Raw genomic sequence first — 26,997 nt, 5'->3', positions numbered from 1 at the left:
ATACTATTATTCAGCTTTTTCTAACCATTTTTCTTCAAGCTGTTGAATTTTGCCTTCATCTGCTAATTCTTTTAATGCTTTGTTAATTTTATCTTTTAAATCGCTACCTTTTTGAACAGCGATTGCTTTATAGTCTTCTGGCTGTTCTTCTACTGGGAATGCGGCTAATTTATCGTTTGTTTTCAGATAACCTTTCGCTACGCCACCTTCTAGAATTGCTGCGTCTAAGCGTTTAGACATCATATCTTGGATGATTTCAGGAATACGTGTGCGTCCTTCAACTGATACATCTACTTTTTTAGCAATGGCATTACCTAAATTTTCTTGAATAGAAGCCGTTTGTACGCCGACTTTTTTACCAGCTAAGTCCGCTTCTTTTTTAATGCCACTATCTTTTTTAACGATGATAACTTGTTCTGTTTGATTGTATTTATCTGAGAAATCTACTACTTTTTCTCGCTCTTCATTTGGTGTCATACCAGAAATAACAACATCTACTTTACCTGCTTGTAAAGCTGGCACAAGGCTGTTAAAGTCCATATCTTGAACTTGCATTTCTACACCTAATTTTTCACCAACTAATTTAATTAAATCGATATCGAAACCAATGATTTCTTCACCTTTAGCAGCGTCTACATATTCAAATGGTGCATAGTCTGCTGATGTACCTACTTTTAATACTTGTTTGTTTTCTGTATCTGAGCTTGAATTTGCTGCTTTATCTTCTTTAGCGCCACATGCTGCAAGTAAACCAATTACTAAGACAAGCATAAGCATGAAAAATTTGTTCTTCATCTTTTATATCTCCTTTTGATGTTTTTTATTTCTATGAGATAGGAATGTCTCGAAAATAGTCGATTGGATATTTATTCATATAGCAGAATAAAAAATCTATCTGCTAATTAAGATATACTCTTTCAAAATATTTTTCAAGCTATACATGAAATTTTTTAGCAAAATATTTTACACAGAATTTTCTAATAAATCAATGTTTTTTATTTTTCGGTCCATATATTTTTAAATTGCTCCTTTATAGGCGCTACTATATATTTTCCTTCTTCTAATTTTTTATTCCTGTCGTTAAGTAAATACCCTATATTTCCTTTAATATAAACAACTAATGTAGCAGGCCAAATAAAAAAGCAAGGTATGGACGTTTAAACGCCTTATACCTCGCCTTGCAAACGATAGCAAATTTTTGCTTTCGCTATTCTTTTTCTGGAAATAGCTTCGATTTTAATTCATCTTCACCAGAACCTTCCGCTAATGGTACACGAGATCGATAGGCGGCACGGCATATTAAATGCCCTGCTACTGGTGCTGTGACAAATACAAAGAGAATACCTAATATTAGTCGAACACTTACATATCCGTCATGTATCCAGAAATAAATAAAAGCTCCTAACAAACAGGTTAGTACTGACAATGTCGAGCTTTTTGTAGCAGCATGTGAACGCGTATAGACATCTGGCAAACGAATCATCCCAAACGCACTAATAACACTAACAATAGAACCGACAAGTATAAGGATGACTGCCGTCCACTCAATCATTTGATTTACGCTCAACAATCACACCTCTTTCAATATATTTTGTAAAAGCAATTGTACCGATAAACGCCAATATACCTAAAATTAAAATCGCCTCTAAATACGCTTTGGTTTTTAAAACAATCGAAACAATGGCAATCGCCGAAAGTAGATTAATACCAATTGTATCAAGGGCTATTGCTCGATCCGGCATGGATGGACCTTTAATGACACGATATAGAGACAATGCAATTGACACACTAAATAATGCTAGTGCTAAAAGTAAAATTTTTTCAACCATTAGCGTGTCACCTCCATAATTGCTTCTTCAAATTTTCCAATGGAGCGAATAACGGCATCTTTAGATTGTTCTATATCCATAGCATGGATATAAAACATATCTCCCTCCTCCGAGACCTCCATCACTACTGAACCAGGTGTGAGCGTTAGCAAGAGTGCAAGAGCTGTAATTTCCCAATCTCCGTTCAGCTTTGTTTTATACGTAAAAATGCCAGGAGTAATATTTAACTTTGGTGTTGTGATTTGTTTTAGGACATTATAGCTTGAAAGTAATAGCTCCCAATTAAATAGCCATAGTAGTTTAATAATAGAGAAAACACGGCGCAAATAAAATTGCGTTCCATAAAACCGATGCATCGCATACAAAATCCCAATACCGACGACAAACCCCATTAAAAAGGTGGAAAACTGTGGCGTGATTTCGTCCTTTAGCAATAACCACAAGGTAGCGATAAATAAATTTAAAATAAACTGCATAGCCATTACTTATTCACCTCACCTTGCCATTTTTCGCCATTTAACACTGCGTCAATATAAATAGAAGGTGTATGAAGCGTTTCTGCTGCATCCTTCACATAAGGCGCCATCGACTCGGCTCCAATCCCTAAAGCAATTGTGCAAACAGAAAGTAATGTTAAAGGCAACACCATTCGCTTTGGCAGTGGTGTTTCATCTTCAATACTGAGGATCGTTTCGCCAAAAAAGGACGATAGAAAAATGCGCAGTAATGAATAGAGGACAATTAAGCTAGAGAAAAATCCTAGCCCTAGTAGGACAAAATTCCCTCCCTCAATCGCGCCTTGTCCTATTAAAACCTTGCCTAAAAATCCACTTAAAGGTGGAATTCCTGCGATTGAACACATCATAATAAAGAACAGCCAACCAAAAAAGGGATAATTTCGAATAAGTCCACTCATATTATCGATAAGCGTTTCACCGGTTACATAAATCATCATCCCTACCGCCAGAAACAACATGGCCTTTACTACCATATCATGCATTAAATAATACGTTACACCTTGCAGTGCTGACTCTGTTCCTATAGCTAGTCCAGCAACAATAAAACCAACACCAATTAGGACATTATATGAAGCAATTGTCCTCACATCTCTTCCAGCAAGGGCACCCATGCAACCAGCAAGTATTGTTAGTCCAGCCATAATACCGAGAGTTGTATGGGTTACCCCCGGATTCGTAGTAAATAATAATGTAAATGTACGAACAAGGGCATAAATACCAACCTTAGTTAAAAGTGCGGCGAAGAGTGCAGCTATAGCGGTTGGAGGTACACTATAAGAACCTGGCAACCAAAAGAATAGAAGTAATCCCGCTTTAAGGCTAAAAACAATTAGAAACACCAGTCCAACTGTAGTAATAAGTGGGTCAGCTCCAGCTTCCATAACCCGCAATGAAATATGAGCCATATTTAATGTGCCGATCGTTCCATATAAAAATGCTAACGCTACTAAAAAAATCCATGAAGCAACAATATTAATAAGTACATATTTTAACGCCTCGCGTAGTTGGACTTTCCCTCCACCTAAGCTAATAAGGGCATAAGAAGCAAGCAACATCACTTCGAAGCACACAAACAAATTAAAAATATCTCCCGTTAAAAATGAACCATTTACACCTGCTACCATTAAAAGAACAAAAGGATAGAAATACATTTTTTCATAGTGTTCTCCAATTGTAAAAAAGGCGTAAACTACACAAATTGCTGCGACAATATTCGCTACGAAAACAAGTAATACTGCAAAAGAGTCTGCAACAAATAGAATGCCGAATGGCGGTATCCAACCACTAAAATCAATTCGCATTACACCTTGCTGCTGAACTTCTAACAAAAGGACAACGCTAATGAATATAACAAAGCCCAAAGTACACAAGCTCAAAATGCGTTGAATCATTATATTTTGTCTTAAAAACACAAGTAAAATAGCCGTTATTACCGGCACGATTAATGGTAAAACGATTATATTACTCATCAGACGTACCTCTCAATTCATCAAATTCCCCAGTGCCATTTGTTTTATAAGCACGATAGCCGAGAACGAGCACAAATGCTGTCACTGCGAAGCTAATGACGATAGCTGTTAAAATCAATGCTTGTGGAAGTGCATCTGTATAAGGACCTGCTGATTCCCCAATAAGTGGCACATCCCCTTTTTTAAGGCCACCCATCGTTAAAATCAGTAAATGTGCAGCATGTGAAAGGACTGCTGTCCCTAAAATGACACGCAATAATTGTTTAGAGAGGATAAGGTACGTCGCGACAGCAACTAATACACCAACTAATAATAGTATTAAAGACTCCATTGGCTATTCATCCTCACTTATACTTAAAATTATGGTTACAACAACGCCAACGACAGTTAGCGCCACGCCAGCCTCAAAAATAGTGACGGTCGAGAAGCCCATTTTCCCGAAAACCGGTACATTGACATATTCATACGTCTGCGTTAAAAATGGCACATCAAAGAAAAGCGAACCGATGGCTGTCCCCGTCGCAAGTAATACGCCCAGTGCAGCAACCTTTTTGAAATCAAACGGCATTCCTTTATGAACTGTTTCAATGTCATAAGCTAAATACAGTAGTACTATTGCAGAAGCAAGCACAAGACCGCCGATAAAGCCCCCACCAGGAGCGTGGTGGCCTGCAAAGAATAAATACACACCAAGCGTTAAAATTATAAATACGATAGCCTTAGTAATCGTTCGTAAAATAACATCATTAATTTTCATGGTCTGCCTCCTCTTTTCGTGGCTTTAGCTTAGTTAATGTGTATACGCCTAAGCCAGCTATTAAAAGAACGACAACCTCTAACATCGTATCAAATGCACGAAAATCTCCTAAAATTGTGTTAACGATGTTTGACCCACCTGCTAAATCATAAGCATCATTAAAATACAGTGCTACCGTTTCAAAACGGTCATAATGTACAACAGCCAAGCCGACTAATGTCACTGTAGCCCCTGCAAAAATAGCAATAACAGCATTTGACCACTTCACTCTCATGCGTGAGTTTTCAGGCAATAAATCCGGTAAATATTTAAAACATAGCAGGAACAATGCTGTAGTCACGGACTCAACAACTAGTTGTGTCAGCGCTAAATCAGGTGCTCGAAATATAACGAAAAAGAAGGCAATCGAATAACCGAGAACTCCATTTAAAAGCATCGCTGTAATTCGTCCTTTGGCAAAAATCATCCAGATTGCAGCAAACATCATGACAAACACTAAAACTAATTCATAGGATTCAACAGGTGAATCCTTTGCAAATTCAAATACCATGGCATCAGACCAAATAAAGTACCCTGCAATCAGCGCAACAAAAAATACATAGATATAGACAAAGTAATGAGTTAAATTGCCAGACATATAGCGGTTCGTAAGCTTCATTGAACCTTTTTCACTAAAATTAATAAGGTGATTATAATAGCTATTGAATGTAAAATTTTGCGAAAAAACTCGGTATAGTGGCTTCCAGCTTTTTAATGTTTTAAATAATACAAAGCCAATAATGATTACACCAAGGGTCATTAATAATTCTATATTCACACCATGCCATGCAGAAATATGAGGTGTTAACTCGCTAACCGTTGGAAAAGTTGGATATATACTAGCCATCGCAGGCTGTAAGATATAATGTCCTAGAACATTTGGAAAGAAGAAAATAGTCACTACTAATAAACAAAGTACTATTGGCGAAATTAGCATCCCAATTGGTGCCTCGTGTGGTTTTTTGTCCAACTTGTACGGCTGTAGCTTTCCAAAAAAAGTATGTCCAATTAAAATCATGCTGTATACAAACGTAAAAATACTGGCAACCCATGCTACAACGGAGAACAATATGCCCCAAGTATCGATGGAAAAGACCTCAACCTCACGAATAGCCAAAACAGCGGCAAAGAACATCTCCTTACTTAAGAAGCCATTAAACGGTGGTAATCCTGCCATCGAAAAACCACCTATTACTGCAATCGTAAATGTCACAGGCATCAATGCCATTAAACCACCAAGGCGTCGAATATCGCGCGTACCTACTTCATGATCGACAATACCGACCATCATAAATAACGCTCCTTTAAACGTGGAGTGATTAATAAGATGGAACAATGCCGCAAAGCTTGCCTGTGTGTATATAATGGAACTTTCTGCATAGCCAAAATAATGTCCCACAGAGCCCAAGCCAAATAAACTCATAATCAACCCAAGCTGGCTAACTGTTGAAAAAGCTAGTAAAGCCTTTAAGTCTGTTTGACGAACAGCATTGAACGAGCCCCAAAATAATGTTACAAGGCCAATTCCACTTACTAACCAAAACCAAACTGGCTCACCGCCAAATACTGGGGAGAAACGCGCAACTATATAAATTCCAGCCTTCACCATCGTAGCTGAGTGGAGGTAAGCACTAACTGGAGTTGGTGCCTCCATCGCATCAGGCAACCAAATATGAAATGGAAATTGAGCTGATTTAGTAAAAGCACCTACTAAAATTAACAATAAGGCAGGAACAAACAATGTGTGCTCACGTATCATCTCAACGTTCGATACAATGTCACGGAAACTAAATGTGCCAGATGCTACATATAGCATTAGAAAACCTGCGAGCATGGAAAGACCACCGAAGACTGTGATCGTCATGGCTTTTCGTGCACCAGCACGTGAAGCTTTACGATGATGCCAGAAGGCGATTAACAAAAATGATGAGACGCTTGTTAATTCCCAAAACGTATATAGCACCATTAAATTATCTGAAAAGACGACGCCGAGCATAGCGCCCATGAATAGTAATAAGTAGCAGTAAAAATGATGAAGAGATTCTTTCGTTGATAAATAAAAAATTGAATATAAAATAACTAAACTACCTACACCTGTAATCAGCAAGCCAAAAATGATACTGAGTCCATCGAGGTATGTCGTGAAGTTTATATTAAAAGAGGGAATCCACTCATATGTATCAATAAATGTTTTACCCTCGGCAATTTGAGGAATGTACCGTGCGAGTAAAATAAACAATATGATTGGAACGGATAAAACAAACCAGCCTAAATGTGCCATTCGCCTTAGTCGCCTATAAAGCAAGGGAATTAGCGCAGCACAAACAAATGGTAAAAGTATCGCAAAGAGAACTGTGACCAAATGAAAACCTCCTACAATCAAATTCGTCCAGCGAATTAGCATCTTCAATTTTGTATGTTTCTTAAGCATTGCATAATACAAGTCCGTTAGAGCATGAATAATGTATTAGCATAACTTTCTCATTACAAAAATTTGTGATATTCGCCGGTGTGCTTTTATTTACACAGCAAGCATTGAACAACCTGCCCATAAAGCAAAAGCGTGCTATATCTACCATTCTTTGAAGGAAGGTAGATATTATACGAAAAAAGATGAACGAATATATCAGAATTCTTGTACATTTAGGTATTTTCTATACGCATGGCTGAGCGTACGAGACATTTATCATGCCTAAAGTAACCGAAAAGTGTTTCAATGCATCAATACTTGACTATCCATTTAACTCACTGCATAATAATGTGGCATATGGAAGCTATTTATTTAAATGCATATCATGCATAAACAAAGTAGCCTTAGAACATGGACATTAGCCAAATCCCTTAAGGGTTTTCCGTATATCGTCATTAACTTTTATTCATTTTTAAGTATACAATATAAATAAGCATAATGCACTGTAACAGCATTGATTTTAGCTGTTTTAGGATAATTTTTTCATAATACGCAGTACAAATAACAAAATAACAATAGGATAAAGAGGTGTATTTTTTTAATGAAGCATGTAAAAGGGAGATTGGACGAAAGTATTTTAGTATGTGTCTATTATGGGCTTAACGGGGAACGCTTAATTCGTCGCGGTCATAAAATGGCCACGATGCTCGATTGCCCACTTTATATTCTTTCAGTCGATTCACAACCTCTTGATGCATTTGATGCAGAGAAATCTGGTTATATTGAACAGTGGAAAAACCTATCTGAAGAACTTGATGTTGAAAAATTTATTTTAGTAGATAATGAAAAACGCCCGATTCAAAAGGTTATTGCTGAAGTGGCTAAAAATTACGGTATTTCACAAATTATCGTAGGTCAAAGTGCACAAAGTCGTTGGGAAGAAATAACAAAGGGGTCATTCCTGAACGTTCTGTTAAAAGAAGTACCTTTTGTAGATTTTCACATTGTAGCAGTCCAACGTCCTACTGAAGATGACGCGTATGATACATACGAAAAAGGTGTACGTGCCTATTTGATTAAAGAACAGGACCATTTCAAAGTAGCCTTTACCTGTCCAAAATATGTTTCAATTGAAGGTATTTTCTTTAAAGAAATTGGCACTGATTTTGACAATGGCATTTTTAAATTCACGTACAATGATAAAATGCATGAAATCCATATTTCTGAAGGTCTAGTAATGGATAAAGAAAAATTGCCACAAGAGTTTACATCTCCGTTACGTCAATAGTAGCCTGTTACTTAAAAATTGCAGGAACAAGGATACTAATTTGGACAAACTAAAAAATTTTAACTGCTGTAGGGAACCACAACGCATAGCAAAAAAGTGTTAAATTGACCTCAATCAATCTAACACTTTTTCTCTTTTGCCTAGTCTTGTATTTATAAAGCTGAAGCCGGAGTATCTTTAGGCAAGAAAAATGCCACTAGTAATAACAACGGAAGTAAGGAAACGACTAACATTGTAAAATCAATACCTTTATGATCCATTAAAACACCAATAACCATGGCACCAATTGCTCCCATACCAAATGCAAAGCCAGTTGTTAGCCCTGCCATTGTACCAATCTTAGTTGGTACGAGCTCTTGCGCATAGACAACCGTTACAGAGAAGCTAATCATAATTAATGTTCCGATAATGACTAAAAATATTGTTGCAGTCCATAGCGGTACATAAGGCAAAGCTAAACAGAATGGCATCGGCACGACAACTGACAGTAAAATCACATTTTTTCTTCCAATACGGTCTGACAATGATCCCCCGAAAAACGTACCGACAACACCAAAAGCCATAAAAGTAAAAATCAATATTTGTCCAAGTCGCAAACTAACATCATAATGATCCATTAAATAAAAAACATAAAAACTTGTTATATTCGTTGTATAAAATGATCTTGCAAAAATAATAGTAAATAATAATGTTAAAGCAATTCCTACCTGTTTCTTTGTTAATGGTGGCAAAGATGATACCAATGTACGTTTTTTCTTTGCTAACCGTTCTTGCTCCAATTGCTTCTTATACCATTTAGCAATTTTACTCAATAAAAGAATCCCAAAAGTTGTCGCGATTAAGACAAATGCCGCTCCGCGTTGTCCAAAAATATCTAATATATATGCACTGATTAATGGTGCTAGCGCTTGTCCGGAATTTCCCCCGACTTGATAAATCGATTGTGCAAGGCCTCGTTTAGAGCCTGCTGCCATAAAAGATACGCGCGAACCTTCTGGATGAAATATAGCTGAGCCAAAACCTAAAAATAATACAGCTACAAGTATTACCCAATATTGCGCTGTGAAGGCTAAAATCGCGATACCTATAAACGAGCTAATCATCCCTATTGGTAAAGCATAGGGCATCGGTTTTTTATCACTGACATAGCCGACAACTGGTTGTAAGGCAGAAGCAAACATGTTTAATACGAATGAAATAAGCCCGATTTGTGTAAAGGTCAAACCGAGCTCACTCTTCAATATTGGAAACATCGCAGGGATGACAGCCTGCATTGTATCATTGATTAGATGGGCAATAGCAATAGCAATCATAATCGGAAATACTGGATTGTTGTTAGAATGCACCATTTGTTTGTTCATGCTATCACCACACTTCCTTATTTATTCGAATTTTTTTAAAAACAGATTGTCGCATACAATTCCTCTTTTTGCACAAGCTATTCTTCGACGATAGCAGTTTAAGGAGTTGATTGTTGTATGACTGTAGATGAATTTTTTCACGCCAATGTTTTTGAAATGATACTTAGAGCATCTCTATCCTTTTTTGCACTACTCATTGTTACACGAATACTTGGCAAAAAGCAGCTAGGACAGCTTACATTTTTCCACTATACAACAGGTATTACGTTCGGATCCATTGCTTCTGAAATTGCAGCACAGTCTGAAACACCTTTTTTAGAAGGACTTATTGCATTAATTTGGTGGAGCGTTTTAACGTATCTTATGACCATTATTACGATAAAATCTAAAAAAGCACGTGTGCTGATTGACGATAAGCCCACTATTGTTATTCAAAATGGGCTTATTTTAGAATCTGCGCTCAAGAAAAATCGTTTACACATGGATGAGTTAACGATGATGTTACGTGAACAAGCTGTATTTTCCGTGCAAGACGTGCAATATGCCATACTGGAGACTACGGGTAATTTAAGTGTATTAGCTAAGCCTACGGAGCAACCCGCTACAAAACAAGATGTAAAGGCAGATGTTACCCCACCTACCTACTTACCAACAGAAGTCATTTCCGATGGACAACTGATTAAAGAAAATATCGTCGAACTTGAATTAACCGAAGATTGGGTCATGAAAAAATTAAAAAAACAAAATGTCCAAACTTACGAAGATGTCTTTTTTGCACAAGTTCAAGCGAATGGCTCTTTATATGTCAGTCTAAAAGATAAAGCGAGACGGTCAAGCCCTTAAGCTTGTTTCGTCTTGCCTATTCTACTTGCATTATATCCAATGGGGTAATAATACCAATCAGTTTTTGGTGTGTTTTGCCGTGCTCGGTAATCAACAACGCTTCAAAACGTCTTCCTCTCTCCACACCTTGCTTAAATATTTCCTCAGCCTCATAAATCGTTATGTATCTACTCACAAATTTGTAATTCACTCTATTTTTTTCGTGTAATAATATATCATGCAATGTAGGAACGTGCCTCGGTACATGATTGCCTCCCATGACAGATGCAAGCCAGTTAGTAATACCAACAGTCGTCACAAGACCTTTAAATTGCGTTTTATTGTAAACCGGAAATTGAGTGAATTTCCGACTGCGAATCACTTTTAATACATGCTTTAAAGAATCATTTTCTTGAAAGACCAGCACCTTTTTTCGGAACATTTGTCCTACAAGTGTTGGTTTTGCCAGCGTAGCGTCCATATATTCAATGCGCTCTACGACATCTACATGCGGTTCTGCAATTACATATTCCATAGATGTACGATGGTGGACAATCGCATTGCGTAAATCTGCATAGGATCGTAAATCATCCTCATATTTACGTACCAATACATCCTTTTTCTTTGCCTGATCCACTAAACGGTAAAATGGCATAAAATCTTTTGCACCAATAATATCTCTTAGCCTATGGTCAATTCGATTAAATGCCGTTAGAAAGCGATCAGAATTTTGAGTAGTAACCAATCTTATCACCTACCATAGCAATATTTTATATTTTTCGAGTTATTTGACAAATATTGAGTTATAGCTACATTATATTCCTAAGTAATGGATATTCCAAGAAAAGTTCGTGCAATAAGTTTGGGTGCCTGGCACTCACACAAATGTGAAAAATCTGAATTGCTCAGGTGCCTGGCACGTAAAAATCCACTTCGCTTTCCGCAGGCTCAAGGTAAGCCGCGAGAATCAAAGTGGAATGGGGTGTCAGGCACCTAAATAATTTTAAATATTCCGAATTATTTGGGTGCCTGGCACTATAAATTAGATTTTAGTCGATGATGCATTTTTCTTCATTGAAAAAACACCGATACTCATACACATACATATAAGAACAACTGTCATAACTAGGCTCCACCAATAATCAGACATCTCCATCGTGCCACGAATAAGCTGAACACCGTATAGTGGTAATTTCCAAGGTGATATAGTCCAAAACGTACCAACAAGTCCATCAATAATTTGACCAATAAAAATAATAATAAATGCAGCTGTTGCCGCAACAGTTGTTTTAAATGCAGCACTCATCATTAGCGTTAACGCTAAGACAAATAAAACCCATATAAAATACGTACCAATACTTGCTAAAAGGGTCGCAACTTCAAATGTTCCATACAGCACAACCGTATAGTACACACTTGCTGCAAATCCCTCTATTATACTGACAAAGCCAACTGCACTGATCACAATAAACTTACTTATAAAAAAAGAAGCAAATGAAATAGGTCGTACATACAATAAGGTTGCTGTTCCATTTGAACGTTCCTTACTAATAGCTCCTACAAAAGAAGCCATTAGCACTAGTAATCCAATTAATTGAAACTGGCTAATTGTAGCAAGTAACAAATCGGCTGGTACTAATTCTGGCATCAACATTTCAAATCCTTCAGGCATATTGCCAACCGCCTCTAGTATATCCATCATATAATAGTTCGTTAGTGGTTCGCTCATACCTAAAAGTGCAAAAACAAGTGGAATCCATAAAAACTTTCTACTTCGCCACGCTTCTCGGAATTCCTTCTGAAGAAGTACGTTCATGCCACTCATACTCGTTTCGCCACCTTCATAAAAATTTCTTCGAGCGATGCTGTTTGACGTGCAACATTTCTCACTAAATACGGATAAGCAGTAAGGCTTTCAAGCAATTGCTGCATGCTTGGTTTATCTTCTTGAATGGCTACAGACACATAGCAACCATTGACTGTACATTTAAATGTAGATTGACTGACAAAATACTGCGCCTCTTCCACTGTGCTAAACTCTACTACATAATTTGGCTCGTCATAACGTTGGCGTACCTCACGTAATGTCCCTTGTTCGACAAGTTTGCCATCACGCAAAAATAATAACTGGTCCGTCATCTCTTCCGCATCATTTAAAATATGTGTGGAATATAAAATCGTCGTCTGTTGCTGTAAGCCTTTTAATAAATCAAGTACTTCCCTACGTCCAACAGGATCTAAAGCAGATACTGGTTCATCTAACAACAGTAGTTTAGGCTTATGGACAATTGCCTGGGAAATACCTAGCCGTTGTTTCATCCCACCGGAAAACGTTGCAATTTTTTTATGAAGATCATTTCCTAAGCCGACAAATTCTAATGTTTTTTGAGCTTCCTGCTTTGCCTTTTTAGCAGATACACCGCTTAACTTTGCAGCCATCTCCGTAAACTCTAATGCACTTAACCACGGCTGAAATTGTGGATATTGCGGTAAAAACCCAATATTTGCTCGTAAATCTCCCCCCACCATGTTTACACTACCGAAAGAGGGTCTTAATAAACCTGTTAACATGGATAAAGTTGTTGTCTTTCCTGCTCCATTTGGTCCGATTAACGCTGTAGAGGTATGCTCTTCTAAAACAAAATCAATGGCATCCACTACAGTTTTTTCCGCAAAACGCTTCGTCAACCCTGTTACCTGTAGTAATGTAGTCATGATTGTTTTCTCCCAACGATAAAATATGCTATTGGTCCAAGTAAATTAATAAATAATATTATCAATACCCATAAAATTTTCGGTCCATTCGTTGCATGAATTTTACTAAGATCAATTAATGCAACAATAACTAAAATAATTTGTACGCCGATTAGTGGCGCTATAATCGCCCAAGGGATATTTGCTAACTCCTCCATCATCCAAACCACCTCGCCTTTTGTTCTAATATCACTATAACAACTTTGTTATAATATGTATAGAACAATTTTTTATCTTGCTTATAAATTTTGCACTAGGCGTTAAATCAAGAAAGACGGCTCTGGCAGAACTGTAACTTGTATATCTGACTTACCTACAAATTAGTCATACCGCAGTTACTTAAATTTATTAAAAATTATAAAAAGCCCACCATTTGAACATGGCAGGCCGCGTTTACATATAGATTTGTTTCGTAAGACGATAACATGTAGATGCTAAGGTTGATAGCACTACTTTTCATACAATTTCTTTAAAGCAGTAGCCATATTTGGGCGTATCTTTACTTGGGAACGAGCCTGTTTAACAGCTAACTCCGCTTCCTCCAAAGAATCGGCTAAGCCAAGTTCCATTAACACAGCCGTCGCAGCTACACCTGCTCGTCCACCTCCACTTCCACAATGGAAGTAAACCTTCTGTCCAGATACATAGGCAGCGACTATTTTTTTCGCTACTGTGTCAATAGACTGAGCTACTTGTGCTTCTTCATCAGCGATAGGCAGATGGTTGTAGTTATAGTGTGCTGCTTGCTGTTCTAGTTCAGTTAATCCATTTACTCGAACATCAATGACAACGTCTACCTGCTCATTTGAAAAAGCAGCTTCAGCATCCTGTGCACCACCAAAAAATAATCGATCTTTCACTAACACATCATAGTTTTTTTCCATCCGATTCACGCTCCAAGCTGTTATTTCTCTAATAAATGTCCGATCTTATGAAGATAATTAAGTTGAACAGGTTCCGCCTTAATCGCTCGTTGTCTAAATACTTCTAGGAAAAACCAAGCTTTTTCATTACCTCCATTACTCGTTGTTTCAATGCTTCTAGGGAAAACCAATCTTCTTCGGTTTCATCAATTTCAACAACGCTAGATTGTACCCTCTCAATTGCTCGTTGTCTAAATACTTTTGGGGAAACCCAATCTTCTTCTTCAAATTCATCAATTGGAGAAACTTCAATGCCTTCTAGGCCGTCTCCCCATGTAACTGTAGCTTTTACTTCCTCTAAAATTTCTATATATTGTTGATATAATTCTTCTTTTTCTTGTTCCTGTTGACTTAACTCAGCTGCCGATGCGGTACTATTATTTGTAATAAAGAGAATACAGGCGAAAATAAAAAGAACTGTGAACAATTTGTACGATTTAATCAATGACTTTTTTTCCATTTTATCCTTCTCCTTATCTTTCGGAATAATTAAATAATACATCATTAGCAAAAGGCAACAGCAAAAGAGAAAATTTATTTATACATTTTAATCGACTATTTTCTGCTACTCTATCCCCCTTCACAGTTTTTTGAATAATTAAATAATATATTATTTATTTAGGGGCAGTCTAGTAAAAATGACAGAAAATATAGTATTTTTAAGCTATAATGTCAAAAAAGCTAAGTAAAAAACTACTTCATGGTCATGAACTTGAATAATATTTTGTATCTTGGAAGTTAGTATGCGGAAAGGAAATACACAGCTTTAGCTGCTACACTATTGTGTAAAAAAACTATCCGTTACATAAAAATAAAAGTACTTACGTTCTCATCCTGTTAGCTACTTGGACAACAGCATGTTCCTAAATAAACTACAAAAATAGTTTTGGCATATGTTAACTTAATAACTTTGTAAAAAAGAAAAAGATGTACCATAATCAGCACATCTTTTAATTAATATTTATTTATATAGACCTACACCCACTGTAACTCTTATTTCTCTAATAAATGTTTGATATCTTCATAATACGGTAATGCAGTTAACGCCCCTGGCTTTGTTGCTGCCATAGCACCTAAGCGATTACCAAAGCTCACACAACGAACTAGTTCTTCCTCAGTTGTTGGTAAACCGTTGTAATGGACATCGCGCAGAACGCCTGCCATAAATGCATCTCCCGCACCCGTAGTGTCCACTGGCACAACCTTCTCGGTCGGTACATGTATAACCTCACCGTTTAATACTGCATACGTGCCCTCTTCCCCTACTGTTACTAAAATAATCGGCACTAAATAACTGTTTAATTGTTCGATACCTTCTTCTAAAGTAGTGGTCTCTGTTAAGAAAAATAACTCATCATCCGTGACTTTTAAAATATCTACATTTTCAAAGAAAGAAGTGATGGTCTCACGACAAATTTCTTCACTGCTCCAACGTAAAGGTCGAATGTTGGCATCCATTGCGATAATAGCACCTTTTTCCTTTGCCATATCAACAGCAGCACTAGTCGTTGCAAGTGCAGTTGGATGGAACATTGTGCCTGAGCACACAATGAGAGCAGAAGCATGTTTAAAGGCCGCCTCATTTAATTGTGTTGCTTCCACCTGTAAATCGGGTGTCTCATCGACATAATCTTTGAAAATTCGCTCACATGCTTCTGTTAAATGTACGTATACACCACTTACACGTTTTGCAGGATTAAATACCGCAAAATCGAGGTTCACGCCTTCTTGTGCAAGACCATCTCGGACAAATTGTGAGCCTTCGTCATCTCCTGTAATCGTAATCAGCGCAGATGGAGCCCCGATACGGCTAATGCCTGCAGCCACATTTACCGTTGCGCCACCCATATATTTAGTAAAAGATGTATTCGTTACATCATCAGCAATATAGTCAATAAAAGCATCTCCATAGACTAAAATATAATCCTTATCTTCCTTTGTCATTGTAGTCCCCCCGAAAGTCTATTCATTCTAGATTAACATGAAAGTTGAATTCCAATAAAGTTTTAAACTTTCGGAAAAATAATGAAAGACATACATCATTTACGCCAGCACAACTTCTTTAGCTTACTTTGGCCATCCAAAGGAGGAAAACCCGCCCTTAAAGGCAGCCAACAGCAGTGTTTTCTATATTTAATTTGAAACATTTTTCTGTTTTATTCTTCTAACGATTATATTTTTTTCCTTTCAGCAATGGCGACATCTACTGATAGTTCGTAAGACGAGGAATCACAGCGCCTGCAAGGGTTGTGCTGAGCGAAAAGCACCGACCGCAACGTCTATCCATAGCCATACTATTTGCTAAATATAAAGTAGCGAATATTTCAAAAGCTTGAGACATCATCTATCTTTGTTATACTTGCCTATAGAAAGGTAGGGATTTTAACAATGAGTATTACGATTCGACAAGCACAACCACAGGATGCCCGTGCCGTTGTGCCACTAATTATTGATGCGATTGGTGAGATTGCCAACCGTTTAACAGGTGAACAGACAGCTTCAATGGTTGAACAAGAACTAACAGTCCTCTTCAAACGTGAAGACAACAGACACTCTTATTTAAATACTTTTGTTGCTGTGGAAGGTGAACAAGTATTAGGCATCCTTGTTTACTATAATGGTGAACAAGCCATTCAAATGGATGCCAATCTCGTAAAATGGCTTGAAGAGAAAAATGCTCCTTCAATCGCTATCGATCAAGAGGCGCATCAAGATGAATATTATATTGATACAGTTTGTGTAGCACCAGAGGCTCGTGGTAAAGGAATCGGTACACTATTAATCCAATTCGCCATTGAGCAAACAAAACAACGAGGTTTTACAAAATTATCACTGAATGTTGAAACGCAAAAAGAAGATGCTCGTCGCTTATATGAACGTATGGGCTTTGTGATTACTGAACCATGGTCCATCATAGACGAACCTTTCCATCATATGGTGAAACAGATTTAGGATGTGGATTAATTAAGCATGAAAACAAATGTATTATATCCTCTGTTGATAGTCATCGCTTCTAGTAGTTATGGCATTTTATCGACCATCGTGAAAGTAGCTATGTTGCATGGCTTTACATCATCAGAGGCGGTATCGAGTCAATACATCATTGGCTTTATACTTGTTTTAACAATTTTTATCTTCACCCAAAGAAAACTACCGAAACTTTCAAAACACGGACTATTTATATTAGTAAGCGCAGGGATTTTTACAGGTATTACAGGCATCGTTTACGGCGAGTCATTAAAATATTTACCTGCATCTCTAGCCGTCGTTATGCTTTTCCAATTTACTTGGATTGGTTTGCTGTTAGATTGCGTTATCCATAAGCGTCTGCCAAGTAGACCTGAAGTTATTTCGATACTGATTCTATTTGCGGGGACTATTTTGGCTGCCGGTGTATTGAATGTCGATTTAAGCGGTATTGCGATTCAAGGCTGGTTATTTGGGTTAGCTGCTGCATTTACCTTTGCCTGCTTTATCCAATTTAACTCTCGTCCCGTTGAAGGTGTTACAACGACATCAAGAGTTTTAATTGTTTCTTTTGTAGCACTAATTATAGTTAGTATTTTCCTCAGTCCTGAAATTGCATGGAATGGCAAATTATTTGCTGAAGGCTTATGGAAATATGGATTAGCACTTGGACTATTCGGTATAATCTTACCCATTTATTTATTTTCAATTGCAGTACCCAAAGTGGGTGGCGCACTGGCCTCTATTTTAAGTGCGATTGAACTACCTGTAGCTGTGACCGTTTCTGTTATCGTATTGCATGAATCACTCACTGTTTTACAAGTAATTGGCATTGCTTTAGTGATTATCGGCATGATGTTACCTAGTATGCTTGCCAATCGAAAATCACCCGTAAAAACTCCTTAAAAATGGATAAAACCATTTTTAAGGAGTTTTTAATTTTTACAATATACCGTTGAAAACAGTCAATTTTTTAAATTATGATAGTAGTAACGTTAGAATTTTTTAATTATTCTAACATTAATGTTTTATTTTAGTATTATACTGCACTATGTAAGCAACTCACTAAAGGAAGGGGAAGATGATTATGAAAAAAACACGTATTTTTGGATTTTTGCTTGTGTTGATGCTGATCGTTGTAGCTGCTTGTAGTAGCACTAACGATCAGGGTTCGACAAAAGATGCTGCAAAAAGCGACACGGCATCTAATGCTGAAAAAGCAGATGGAAACACATCTCCGTCAGGTAAGCTGGTCATTTACACAGGGCGTGATGAAGAAATGGTGCAAGGCGTAATCGATCAGTTTAATGAGAAGTACCCGGACATTCAAGTGGAGTTTTTAACAATGGGGGCTCAACAAATATTAGAGCGTCTACGCGGTGAAAAAGCAAATCCTCAAGCAGATTTTTGGTGGGGTGGTACTCAATCCGCCTTAATGGTTGGAGCAAACGAGGATTTACTCCATGCATGGCAACCGAGCTTTATCGACACAATCGATGCAAACTATAAAGATACAGAAGGTCGCTGGTTCGGTGAAATGCTATTACCTGAAGTCATTATGATTAATAGTGACTTACTAACAAAAGAAACCGGTCCACAAGATTGGGATGATTTATTAGATCCGAAATGGCAGGACCAAATTTTAATTCGTGGGGTATTAGCGTCAGGAACTATGCGCACGATTTATTCATCCATGATTGTTCGTCAAGGTGCCGACACACCTGACAAAGGTTATGAATGGCTATTAAAATTAGATGCCAACACAAAAGAATATACGCAAGATCCTAATGCACTTTATTTAAAGCTTACACGTCAAGAAGGTAGTGTTTCATTATGGAATCTACAAGATATCCTATTGAAAAAGTATACAACAGATTATCCGTTTGATTACATCTATCCAAAGAGTGGTGCACCAATTTTAGTAGATGGTGTTGCGGTTGTTAACAAGGCAAAAAATTTAGAGAACGCAAAATTATTCGTTGAATTTTTATTTGAAAAAGAGATGGTTACCAAATTAGCGAACGACTATTACCAAATTCCAACACGCTCCGACATTGATCAAGCGACAATGCCAGAATGGTATCAGGAATTAGATTTAAAAACTTTTGATATTGATTGGCAGTTAATGTCGGAAAAAGAGGCAGCATGGATGGAACACTGGGATACTAATATAAAAGGTAGAGGAAAGAAATAGAGCAACTCAGAAAACCCGTGCTGACTAAAGGTATCAAGAAGCCCCTCTTGATGCCTTTTATTAAAATTTAAGTACCTCATAAAATAACCTGTAATGAAACATAAAGTTATAATACTAGCATGGTCTAATTTTAGACTAATTTGTTTTTTCAGATTATTCAATTTATAATTATTATACTTAAAATCGAGGGAGGATTACCTATGATACTATTAAAAGTATTTTTAGAGGAATCGCTTTTCTGTCATTCGGATTTTAATTTCTATCCTTAAAATTGGCGATTTTATCAGTTAATTAAACAATTCCGCGTGACAGGCTAACGCAAATTGTATTTGGAATATAAATACAATATATATTGTATAATTAGGTGAAGAATTATGAATACATTTTACTCTTATTTGAAACTTCTTGTAAAAACTCTGCCTCTTTTTTGGGGTGCTTCGAAGTTTTATTCTATTATTTTGTTTGTTATTATTCCTTTTCAAGCTATATTACCATCTCTAACTCTATGGTTTTCGAAAGGATTAATCGATGCTATTTCTACTACCAATGCTATCGTATATTCTGTCATTATTTTCTTTGTACTATCTTGGATAATCGTGTCATTTATTAATGCCATTTTAGGTCCTGTTGAAATGACCTTTCAAGGTTTAATAACGGATAGATTAATTGCCCAATTAAATAAAAGCTTGATGGATAAATCCTCAGAAATAAAGGGATTATACTACTTCGAAAATCCAGAATTTTATGATGATATACAAATACTTGAGCAAGAGGCTGCGTGGCGACCAGTAAACCTTATTGTTTTTACTTCGGGCATGATTAGTAGTGTACTAACAGGCATTTCAATGTTGGTGTTATTAACAAACTTTAATATTTTGATAGCAATCATTGTGTTTGTTGCGATTATTCCTCAGGCTATTGTTACCTATAAATTACAAAAAGAGGCATTTGAAACACTTGTCATAAATAGTCCTGAAGCTAGAAAGATGCAATATTACAGCTCAGTCATGCTATCAAAAGAACATATGAAAGAAGTGAAAATATATAATACTGCTGACTTCTTCATTAATAAATACATGTTAACGTTCGATAAAATCCATGCAGATATTAAAAAAATTAGATATAAGCAAACTTTCTTCTCAATAATATTTGTCGGAATTGGCATGATTGGAATTGGGTTGAGTTTTTGGTGGGTAGTCACTGGTGTACTAAATAATACATTTACCGCAGGAGATATAGTAATTTTCGCTTCATCAGTTTTACTCGCACGTAAAAGTTTGGCAAGTTTCACAGAAAATTCAAGCTTACTATATGACACGCTACTTTATATGGAAAAATACTTTAAATTTATCTCTTTAAGATCAGATATTTCATCAGGTGAAAAGCTATTATGTCTAGAACAAAATGAATTTACTATTCGGTTTAAAAATGTATCTTTTCATTACCCTAATTCCTCCAAGCCTATACTTCAGAATGTAAGTTTTACAATCAGCATGGGACAAAAGATTGCATTAGTCGGCGAAAATGGTGCTGGGAAATCGACTATCGTTAAGCTGATTACAAGATTATACGAGCCAACCGAAGGAATCATTGAATTAAACGGCATTAATATTACCGAATATGAAATCGACGCATACCGCAAAATTATCGGTATAGTGTTCCAAGACTTTTCACGTTACCAGTTAACTTATAAAGAAAATATTTTAATTAGTGACACAGGGAATACTAATGATGATGGAATGTTAGCAATTGTTACCGAAAAAAGCGATCTTGTGGATTTGGTTGCAAGTTTTGATTATGGCTACGAGCAAGTTTTAAGTAAAAACTTTGATAATGGAACCGAACTTTCAGGTGGTGAATGGCAAAAGGTAGCAATTGCTAGAGCTTACTTCCGCAATGCAGCATTTCTTATTTTAGATGAACCTTCAGCGTCTCTTGACGCGAGAAGTGAGCATCAAATGATTGAATCATTAGCAGATCTCTCATCAACGAAAACATTACTATTAATAACACATAAATTATCTGCTTTAAATATGGTGGATCGTATCATTGTATTGCAAGACGGACATATAGCAGAGGAAGGTTCGATGCAAGAACTGTTGACCAGCAAAGGCTATTTTGCGGAATTGTATCAACTACAGGCTAATAAGTATGTCAATTGGTGAAATCAATGCATATCTGTCTTTTCAAAATAGAAAGGAGCATTGCATTTGAAAAATGTCAAAATCGAAAATGTCTCTAAGCAATTTGGGAAAGTGCAAGGTGTAAAAGATTTAAATCTCGAAATCAAAACGGGCGAATTCTTTACCTTCCTTGGGCCTAGTGGCTGTGGGAAAACGACGACATTGCGAATGATTGCAGGGTTTTATTATCCTACTGAAGGAAAAATTTTTTTCGATGATCGCGATGTGACATTACTTCAGCCAAATAAACGCAATATTGGTATGGTGTTTCAAAATTATGCGCTGTTTCCACACATGACAGTAGACGAAAATATTGCTTTTGGCTTACAAGTACGAAAGCTCTCTAAACAGGAAATAACACAAAAAGTTGACCGCATTCGAGGACTTGTACATTTAGGGCAATATGGCAGCAGGAAAATTAATGAATTATCTGGTGGTCAGCAGCAACGCGTTGCCCTAGCAAGAGCACTTGTGATTGAGCCTGATATTTTATTACTCGATGAACCGTTGTCGAATTTAGATGCAAAGTTACGTGAGGAAACGCGAATTGAAATTAAAAGAATTCAATCCGAGTTAGGTGTTACAACCATTTATGTAACACACGACCAAATGGAAGCGATGTCCATGTCGGACCGCATTATGGTGATGGACAATGGTTATGTAAAACAAATCGGCACACCTCAAGAAATTTATAATCGACCAGTAAACCGCTTCGTTGCCGATTTCATCGGGGAAACCAATTTAATCGAAGCGACAATCTTTGCGATTAACGAAGATGAAGTGCAAGTAAAAACAAAGCATGGACTTGTTCTAACTGGGCGAAAGCAACACAGCTCCCCTACTTTAACGTATATGATTGGAGACAACGTGTTTATTTCGATTCGTCCAGAGTCTGTCAATCTGGGCCCTGGAGAAAATACATTAACTGGAACAATCACATTTGTTGAATTTACAGGAATAAGTGTAAATTACATTGTCGATTTTATTGAATTCTCATTGAAAGTTATGATAATCAATAAAAATGTGCAGCTAAAAAACATTGGCGAAAGCATTACTTTAAATATAGCGCATGAATCACTATATTTTTTAGGAGAATAGGAGGCAGACCACATGGAAAAACCACCTGTACATTCTTATCAAAGTAATGTTTGGACACGGCTAACGCAATCTAAATGGTTTGTCTATATTTTAATTTCACCTTTGTTTTTAGTATTGTTTGCTTATGTCATTTATCCTTTCTATCAAACTTTTCTTCAAAGTTTTTCAGGAGAGCACGCACTTAGTCATTATCAAAAGTTTTTTAGCCTTGCTAGCCCTGCTAATCTTGAGGCGCTATGGACTAGTTTATATATATCCATTATTAGCGTGATTTGCTGTGCACTTGTTGGTGTAACAATGGCATTTTTATTGGAACGCTATGAGTTTCCAGGAAGACGCATATTATCTATTTTAGTATTAGTGCCAATGGCTCTTCCACCGCTTGTTGGCGTACTCTCTTTTACATTCCTATACGGGGAGAGTGGCATTTTTCCACGCGCAATTCAGCATTTATTCGGCTTAAAGCAAGTACCCTTTTCTTTAAAAGGTATATGGGGTGTCATCGTTGTCCATACATTTACCATGTACACCTACTTCTATTTAACCGCTTCGGCTGCTATTAAAGGACTCGATCCATCATTAGAGGAAGCAGCAACTAGTTTAGGTGCAGGGCGTATTCGTGTATGGACAAAGGTTATTTTACCGATGTTGACACCTTCTATTATTGCATCTGCCTTGCTCGTCTTTATGGTATCAATGGCATCTTATACGGCACCATTAATGTTTGGTGTCGATCGAACGATGACCATGCAAATTTACTTATCACGGACAAATGGTAATTTAGAAATGGCCGCTACACAGTCAATGATTTTATCGTTTGTATCCATTTCATTTTTAATTGTTATGCGCTGGTACCAAAACCGTAGAAATTACCAAAATTTGAGTAAAGGCATTAGTGTTCATCGCTCAGAAGTATCTTCAAAATTCATGAAAATAATTGCTACAATAGCTTCTTTTGGCGGAACACTGATTTTAATTTTACCCATTTTAGTGCTGATTTTAATTTCCTTTTCAGTCGATGGTGCATGGAAAACCCAAATACTGCCCACCGACTACACCGTCGATCATTATGTGGCACTCTTTACTGATGAGCGAACGTGGAGACCTATTTGGAACTCCATCCAAATGGGTATTGTCGCAACGTTTGGTAATGTACTTTTTGGTGTCGCTGCAGCCTACGCGATGGTACGTCTCAACTTTAAAGGGAAAACATTGCTCGATATTTTAATTATGGTTCCTTGGGCACTGCCTGGAACTGTTGTTGCTGTCAATTTAATTGCTGCCTTTAGCACTGAAAATATATTTGCCTTTAACCAGGTGCTGATTGGTACGTTTTGGATTTTACCGCTTGCTTATTTTATTAGACATTTACCACTTGTTTTCCGTTCAACATCAGCCTCTCTTGTGCAATTAGATCAGTCGATTGAGGAGGCGTCACGAAGCTTAGGTGCAAATTGGTGGTATACGTTTCGACGTATAATCCTGCCGCTAACTTTTTCGGGCATATTAGCAGGAACATTACTAGCGCTTGTCCAAAGTTTAGGTGAATTCGTAGCTTCTATTCTTATTTATAGCACTTCTACGATTCCGCTATCTGTGGCTATATTTCAAAAATTATATGCCTTTAAATTTGGAACTGCTTGTGCCTATGGTGTTTTACAAATTTGCTTAATTTTAATAGTACTTATTATTTCGGAAAAGCTATCAAAGGGCAGTGCTGGCTCAGCCATATAACTGTTATTCTATTAGGAGGCCATTAATTATGTTTGAAGATTTCCGTAACAAAATTCAGCAAGAGGATGGAATAATTTTTCCTTCGAATATTTACCGGAAAATTGTATTGCAACCGGCTTATGATGAAGCAAAGAAAAATTTTTTAACGATTATGCTTCAAATTAATATTGCCCATTTAAAAATGCTAGAAGAACAAGGACTTGTAAAAAAAGAAGAAGCGAAGCAAATTGCTTTGGCACTGAAAAAACTAGATTTGAACTATTATCGAATAGAAGATTACAGCCCGCAATACGAAGATTTATTTTTCCGCATTGAAAATAAATTAATTGAACTTGCTGGTGATGTTGCCGGAAATCTTCATATCGGTAGAAGTCGGAATGATATGGGGATTGCCATTTATCGAATGACATTGCGCAAAAAATTATTAATGCTTATGGGAGAATTGCTTAAATTACGCGGTGATTTAATTGCAGCTGCCGAGGAGCATATTGATACGATAATGATTGGCTATACACATACGCAACAAGCTCAACCGACCACTTTTGCCCATTATTTAAAAGCTGTTATTGATCAGCTAGATCGTGATTTTGAGCGCATGCAGCATTGCTGTAAAACAATAAATCGGAGCAGTATGGGGGCAGCCGCCTTAACGACAACAGGCTTTAACATTAGTCGTGAGCGTATGCGAGACTTATTAGCTTTTGACGATATTATTGAAAATGCATGGGATGCGGTTGCTGGAGCTGATTATATTGCTGAAACAGCAAGTATTGTGCAACTTGCGGCACTGAATCTTGGCCGTACATCACAAGACTTTTTACTATGGGCTACGCAGGAATTCAACGCCTTTACACTTGCAAGTCCATACGTTCAAATTAGCTCTATTATGCCTCAAAAGCGAAACCCTGTGTCCATTGAGCATACGCGCTCATTACTATCTGCGGTTGTTGGAGATGCAAGTACAGTGCTACAAATGGTACATAATACACCGTTTGGTGATATTGTTGATACAGAGGACGATATGCAACCGTATTTATGGCGAGCGATGGATCGATTAATAGGTATATATAAATTATTTGGCTCGCTTGTTGTCACAATGGATGTCAACAAGAAAAAGCTTCGAAACCGTGCAGAAAATAGCTTTGCCAATGTAACAGAACTTGCTGATACGTTAGTGCGTTCGGAAGGTATTTCATTTCGCCAAGCCCATAGTATCGTAAGTAAATGTATTAAAGTATTGCTTGCTCACGGTGAAGAATCATTGGCAAGTCTTACGTGGGGATTAGCCAATACACAAGCCAAATTGGTTACTGGCAAACCGTTAGTTATTTCTGAAGAAGATTTCTACCATACTTTAAAACCCGAGTTCTTCGTAAATGTCCGAACATTACTAGGTGGTCCCTCACCTGATACGATGCGGGCTTCGATCGAACGTTCGAAGGCACAAGCCAATACCTTACTTGAGTGGATTCAACAGAAAGAATTAGCTATTACAGAGGCGGAGAAGCAATTAATTTTGTTTATAGAGGAATGGGATCAATGAATAAATGGCTACTAATAATAGACGGTGGTGCAACTAAAACGGCATGTGCCATCGTACATGCCGAGTCAGGTGAAATTCAATATACAACAACAATGGGCGGATCCAATTATCAGGCGATCGGCATAGAGTCTGCAACAGAAATACTACGAGCGTTATTAAGCAAAGCTCGTGTATTTTTGCAGGAACAAGCTATCTCTAAAATCGCCGTCGCCACGTTTGCTATGGCTGGAATTGATTCTCCAAAGGATCATCAAAATGTGACCGCAATGGTTCATGAGGCAATTACAGCGGAACAGCTAGATATCCATACGTTAATCGTCGAAAATGATGCACAAGCTACTTTATTAGGTGTCACTGAAGGACAAGCAGGTGCGCTACTAATCGCAGGAACAGGGGCTATTGCCTATGCATTCGATGGGCAACAAATTGCCCGCACTGGTGGTTGGGGCCATCGTGCGGGCGATGAAGGAAGTGGCTATTGGCTTGGGCAGGAAGTCATACGTGCCATTTTTCGGATGGAAGATGGCCGAGGGGAAGCGACGCTATTAAAAGATGCTGTTTATAACTATTTACGTATTCAGGATGTCACCGAGCTCGCAGCATGGTTATTCCGCCCTTCTTATACAAATGCACAATTAGCCAAAATGGGGGCATTTTTGGCCGATGCCGTTGCCAAAAAAGATACATGTGCTATTCAAATATCCACTCAGGCAGCCCATGAATTAGTGCTCCTTGCTTGTGCGGTACTTAAAAAAATCAGTTATCAAGGCCAACCATTTAACTTTTATTGTAATGGGGGTGCTATAAAACATAACCCTCTGATTTTAAAAATATTTTCACAAGAAATGACTTCAATGTATCCGAAAATTAATGTTTCCTTATGTCAACATCAGCCAATATCTTATATTATTAATCGTTCAAAAAGGGCGTATGACAATTTGTAATATCCCACGCCCCCAAGTGTCGACAAAGAGGCTGGGACATAACAACGGCGCAGCAAAAAGGTGTTAGATTGACTACCATCAATCTAACACCTTTCTCTTTTATCCCAGTCTCTTTGTTATTTTTTTAGCCTTTTAATAGCTTGAACAAAATATGATTGAAGTAA

The 26,997-nt window shown here is 37.3% G+C and carries 26 protein-coding genes; 10 read left to right on the top strand and 16 right to left on the bottom strand.

The features are described 5' to 3' along the window. Positions 1-6: 6 nt before the first annotated feature. The 8 genes from I5435_RS00845 to I5435_RS00810 all read right to left on the bottom strand — a co-directional run bounded on the left by I5435_RS00845 (position 7) and on the right by I5435_RS00810 (position 6,974). Complete coding sequence (locus I5435_RS00845) at positions 7-795, bottom strand: transporter substrate-binding domain-containing protein (protein WP_337983073.1); 789 nt, start codon at positions 793-795, stop codon at positions 7-9. A 412-nt stretch (positions 796-1,207) separates the two neighbouring features. Then, on the bottom strand, positions 1,208-1,567 hold the full coding sequence (locus I5435_RS00840) for a Na+/H+ antiporter subunit G (RefSeq protein ID WP_024360778.1): 360 nt from the start codon (positions 1,565-1,567) through the stop codon (positions 1,208-1,210). Beyond that, positions 1,545-1,829, bottom strand: coding sequence for a Na(+)/H(+) antiporter subunit F1 (locus tag I5435_RS00835; RefSeq protein WP_024360779.1), 285 nt, complete (start codon positions 1,827-1,829; stop codon positions 1,545-1,547). Before I5435_RS00835 ends, I5435_RS00840 begins: the two co-directional genes overlap by 23 nt. After that, on the bottom strand, positions 1,829-2,311 hold the full coding sequence (locus tag I5435_RS00830; RefSeq protein WP_024360780.1) for a Na+/H+ antiporter subunit E: 483 nt from the start codon (positions 2,309-2,311) through the stop codon (positions 1,829-1,831). The genes I5435_RS00835 and I5435_RS00830 overlap by 1 nt, the downstream gene beginning before the upstream one ends. Next, positions 2,311-3,816 (bottom strand): Na+/H+ antiporter subunit D, encoded by a 1,506-nt coding sequence (locus tag I5435_RS00825; RefSeq protein ID WP_231785386.1) that lies wholly within the window; start codon positions 3,814-3,816, stop codon positions 2,311-2,313. The genes I5435_RS00830 and I5435_RS00825 overlap by 1 nt, the downstream gene beginning before the upstream one ends. Next, positions 3,809-4,147, bottom strand: coding sequence for a Na(+)/H(+) antiporter subunit C (locus I5435_RS00820; RefSeq protein WP_024360782.1), 339 nt, complete (start codon positions 4,145-4,147; stop codon positions 3,809-3,811). The genes I5435_RS00825 and I5435_RS00820 overlap by 8 nt, the downstream gene beginning before the upstream one ends. Positions 4,148-4,150: 3 nt before the next feature. Further along, positions 4,151-4,573 carry a Na(+)/H(+) antiporter subunit B gene (locus tag I5435_RS00815; protein ID WP_024360783.1) on the bottom strand — a complete coding sequence of 141 codons (423 nt, stop codon included), beginning with the start codon at positions 4,571-4,573 and terminating at the stop codon, positions 4,151-4,153. Next, positions 4,563-6,974, bottom strand: coding sequence for a Na+/H+ antiporter subunit A (locus tag I5435_RS00810; protein ID WP_337983072.1), 2,412 nt, complete (start codon positions 6,972-6,974; stop codon positions 4,563-4,565). The genes I5435_RS00815 and I5435_RS00810 overlap by 11 nt, the downstream gene beginning before the upstream one ends. A gap of 649 nt (positions 6,975-7,623) precedes the next feature. On the opposite strand from I5435_RS00810, the gene I5435_RS00805 reads away from it, so the two are divergent. Next, complete coding sequence (locus tag I5435_RS00805) at positions 7,624-8,310, top strand: adenine nucleotide alpha hydrolase family protein (RefSeq protein WP_024360785.1); 687 nt, start codon at positions 7,624-7,626, stop codon at positions 8,308-8,310. 152 nt (positions 8,311-8,462) lie between these two features. Here the strand turns inward: I5435_RS00805 and I5435_RS00800 are convergent, their stop codons facing one another. Continuing rightward, entirely contained in the window at positions 8,463-9,671 is a 1,209-nt protein-coding gene (locus tag I5435_RS00800; protein WP_025218361.1) for an MFS transporter, read from the bottom strand. 117 nt (positions 9,672-9,788) lie between these two features. On the opposite strand from I5435_RS00800, the gene I5435_RS00795 reads away from it, so the two are divergent. Further along, positions 9,789-10,514 carry a YetF domain-containing protein gene (locus I5435_RS00795; RefSeq protein WP_229388208.1) on the top strand — a complete coding sequence of 242 codons (726 nt, stop codon included), beginning with the start codon at positions 9,789-9,791 and terminating at the stop codon, positions 10,512-10,514. 16 nt (positions 10,515-10,530) lie between these two features. Here the strand turns inward: I5435_RS00795 and I5435_RS00790 are convergent, their stop codons facing one another. From I5435_RS00790 to I5435_RS00760, 7 genes are all read right to left on the bottom strand, one after another. Further along, on the bottom strand, positions 10,531-11,238 hold the full coding sequence (locus I5435_RS00790) for a CBS domain-containing protein (RefSeq protein ID WP_024360788.1): 708 nt from the start codon (positions 11,236-11,238) through the stop codon (positions 10,531-10,533). A 297-nt stretch (positions 11,239-11,535) separates the two neighbouring features. Next, the gene (locus tag I5435_RS00785) at positions 11,536-12,318 is read right to left on the bottom strand and encodes an ABC transporter permease (protein ID WP_337983071.1); all 783 of its coding nucleotides are present in this window, start codon (positions 12,316-12,318) and stop codon (positions 11,536-11,538) included. After that, entirely contained in the window at positions 12,315-13,208 is an 894-nt protein-coding gene (locus tag I5435_RS00780; RefSeq protein ID WP_229388204.1) for an ABC transporter ATP-binding protein, read from the bottom strand. The genes I5435_RS00785 and I5435_RS00780 overlap by 4 nt, the downstream gene beginning before the upstream one ends. After that, positions 13,205-13,408, bottom strand: a complete 204-nt coding sequence (locus tag I5435_RS00775; RefSeq protein ID WP_029747045.1) for a PLDc N-terminal domain-containing protein — start codon at positions 13,406-13,408, stop codon at positions 13,205-13,207. Before I5435_RS00775 ends, I5435_RS00780 begins: the two co-directional genes overlap by 4 nt. Before the next feature lie 288 nt (positions 13,409-13,696). Then, positions 13,697-14,131 (bottom strand): protein-tyrosine phosphatase family protein, encoded by a 435-nt coding sequence (locus tag I5435_RS00770; RefSeq protein ID WP_229388202.1) that lies wholly within the window; start codon positions 14,129-14,131, stop codon positions 13,697-13,699. Between the two features lie 103 nt (positions 14,132-14,234). After that, positions 14,235-14,630 carry a hypothetical protein gene (locus I5435_RS00765; RefSeq protein ID WP_337983070.1) on the bottom strand — a complete coding sequence of 132 codons (396 nt, stop codon included), beginning with the start codon at positions 14,628-14,630 and terminating at the stop codon, positions 14,235-14,237. Positions 14,631-15,163: 533 nt separating this feature from the next. Continuing rightward, positions 15,164-16,114, bottom strand: a complete 951-nt coding sequence (locus I5435_RS00760; protein ID WP_231785380.1) for a carbohydrate kinase family protein — start codon at positions 16,112-16,114, stop codon at positions 15,164-15,166. A gap of 444 nt (positions 16,115-16,558) precedes the next feature. On the opposite strand from I5435_RS00760, the gene I5435_RS00755 reads away from it, so the two are divergent. The 8 genes from I5435_RS00755 to I5435_RS00720 all read left to right on the top strand — a co-directional run bounded on the left by I5435_RS00755 (position 16,559) and on the right by I5435_RS00720 (position 26,833). Further along, positions 16,559-17,122 (top strand): GNAT family N-acetyltransferase, encoded by a 564-nt coding sequence (locus I5435_RS00755; RefSeq protein WP_024360796.1) that lies wholly within the window; start codon positions 16,559-16,561, stop codon positions 17,120-17,122. An 18-nt stretch (positions 17,123-17,140) separates the two neighbouring features. After that, positions 17,141-18,043 (top strand): EamA family transporter, encoded by a 903-nt coding sequence (locus I5435_RS00750; protein ID WP_025218354.1) that lies wholly within the window; start codon positions 17,141-17,143, stop codon positions 18,041-18,043. 181 nt (positions 18,044-18,224) lie between these two features. After that, positions 18,225-19,331, top strand: coding sequence for an extracellular solute-binding protein (locus I5435_RS00745; protein WP_025218353.1), 1,107 nt, complete (start codon positions 18,225-18,227; stop codon positions 19,329-19,331). 374 nt (positions 19,332-19,705) lie between these two features. After that, entirely contained in the window at positions 19,706-21,496 is a 1,791-nt protein-coding gene (locus I5435_RS00740; protein WP_337983069.1) for an ABC transporter ATP-binding protein, read from the top strand. A 45-nt stretch (positions 21,497-21,541) separates the two neighbouring features. After that, positions 21,542-22,612, top strand: a complete 1,071-nt coding sequence (locus I5435_RS00735) for an ABC transporter ATP-binding protein (protein WP_337983068.1) — start codon at positions 21,542-21,544, stop codon at positions 22,610-22,612. 12 nt (positions 22,613-22,624) lie between these two features. Continuing rightward, positions 22,625-24,346 carry an ABC transporter permease gene (locus I5435_RS00730; protein WP_337983067.1) on the top strand — a complete coding sequence of 574 codons (1,722 nt, stop codon included), beginning with the start codon at positions 22,625-22,627 and terminating at the stop codon, positions 24,344-24,346. Between the two features lie 28 nt (positions 24,347-24,374). Next, the gene (gene argH / locus I5435_RS00725) at positions 24,375-25,889 is read left to right on the top strand and encodes an argininosuccinate lyase (protein ID WP_337983066.1); all 1,515 of its coding nucleotides are present in this window, start codon (positions 24,375-24,377) and stop codon (positions 25,887-25,889) included. Beyond that, a complete protein-coding gene (locus tag I5435_RS00720) occupies positions 25,886-26,833 on the top strand; it encodes an N-acetylglucosamine kinase (RefSeq protein WP_024360802.1) in 948 nt (315 codons plus the stop codon). Before argH ends, I5435_RS00720 begins: the two co-directional genes overlap by 4 nt. The last annotated feature ends 164 nt before the right edge of the window (positions 26,834-26,997 follow it).

Origin of the sequence: Lysinibacillus sp. C5.1 (assembly GCF_016350185.1) — a bacterium.
GTDB lineage: Bacteria > Bacillota > Bacilli > Bacillales_A > Planococcaceae > Lysinibacillus > Lysinibacillus sphaericus.
Note: the sequence above shows the minus strand (reverse complement) of the source record. Positions and strands in the feature narration are given on the sequence as shown.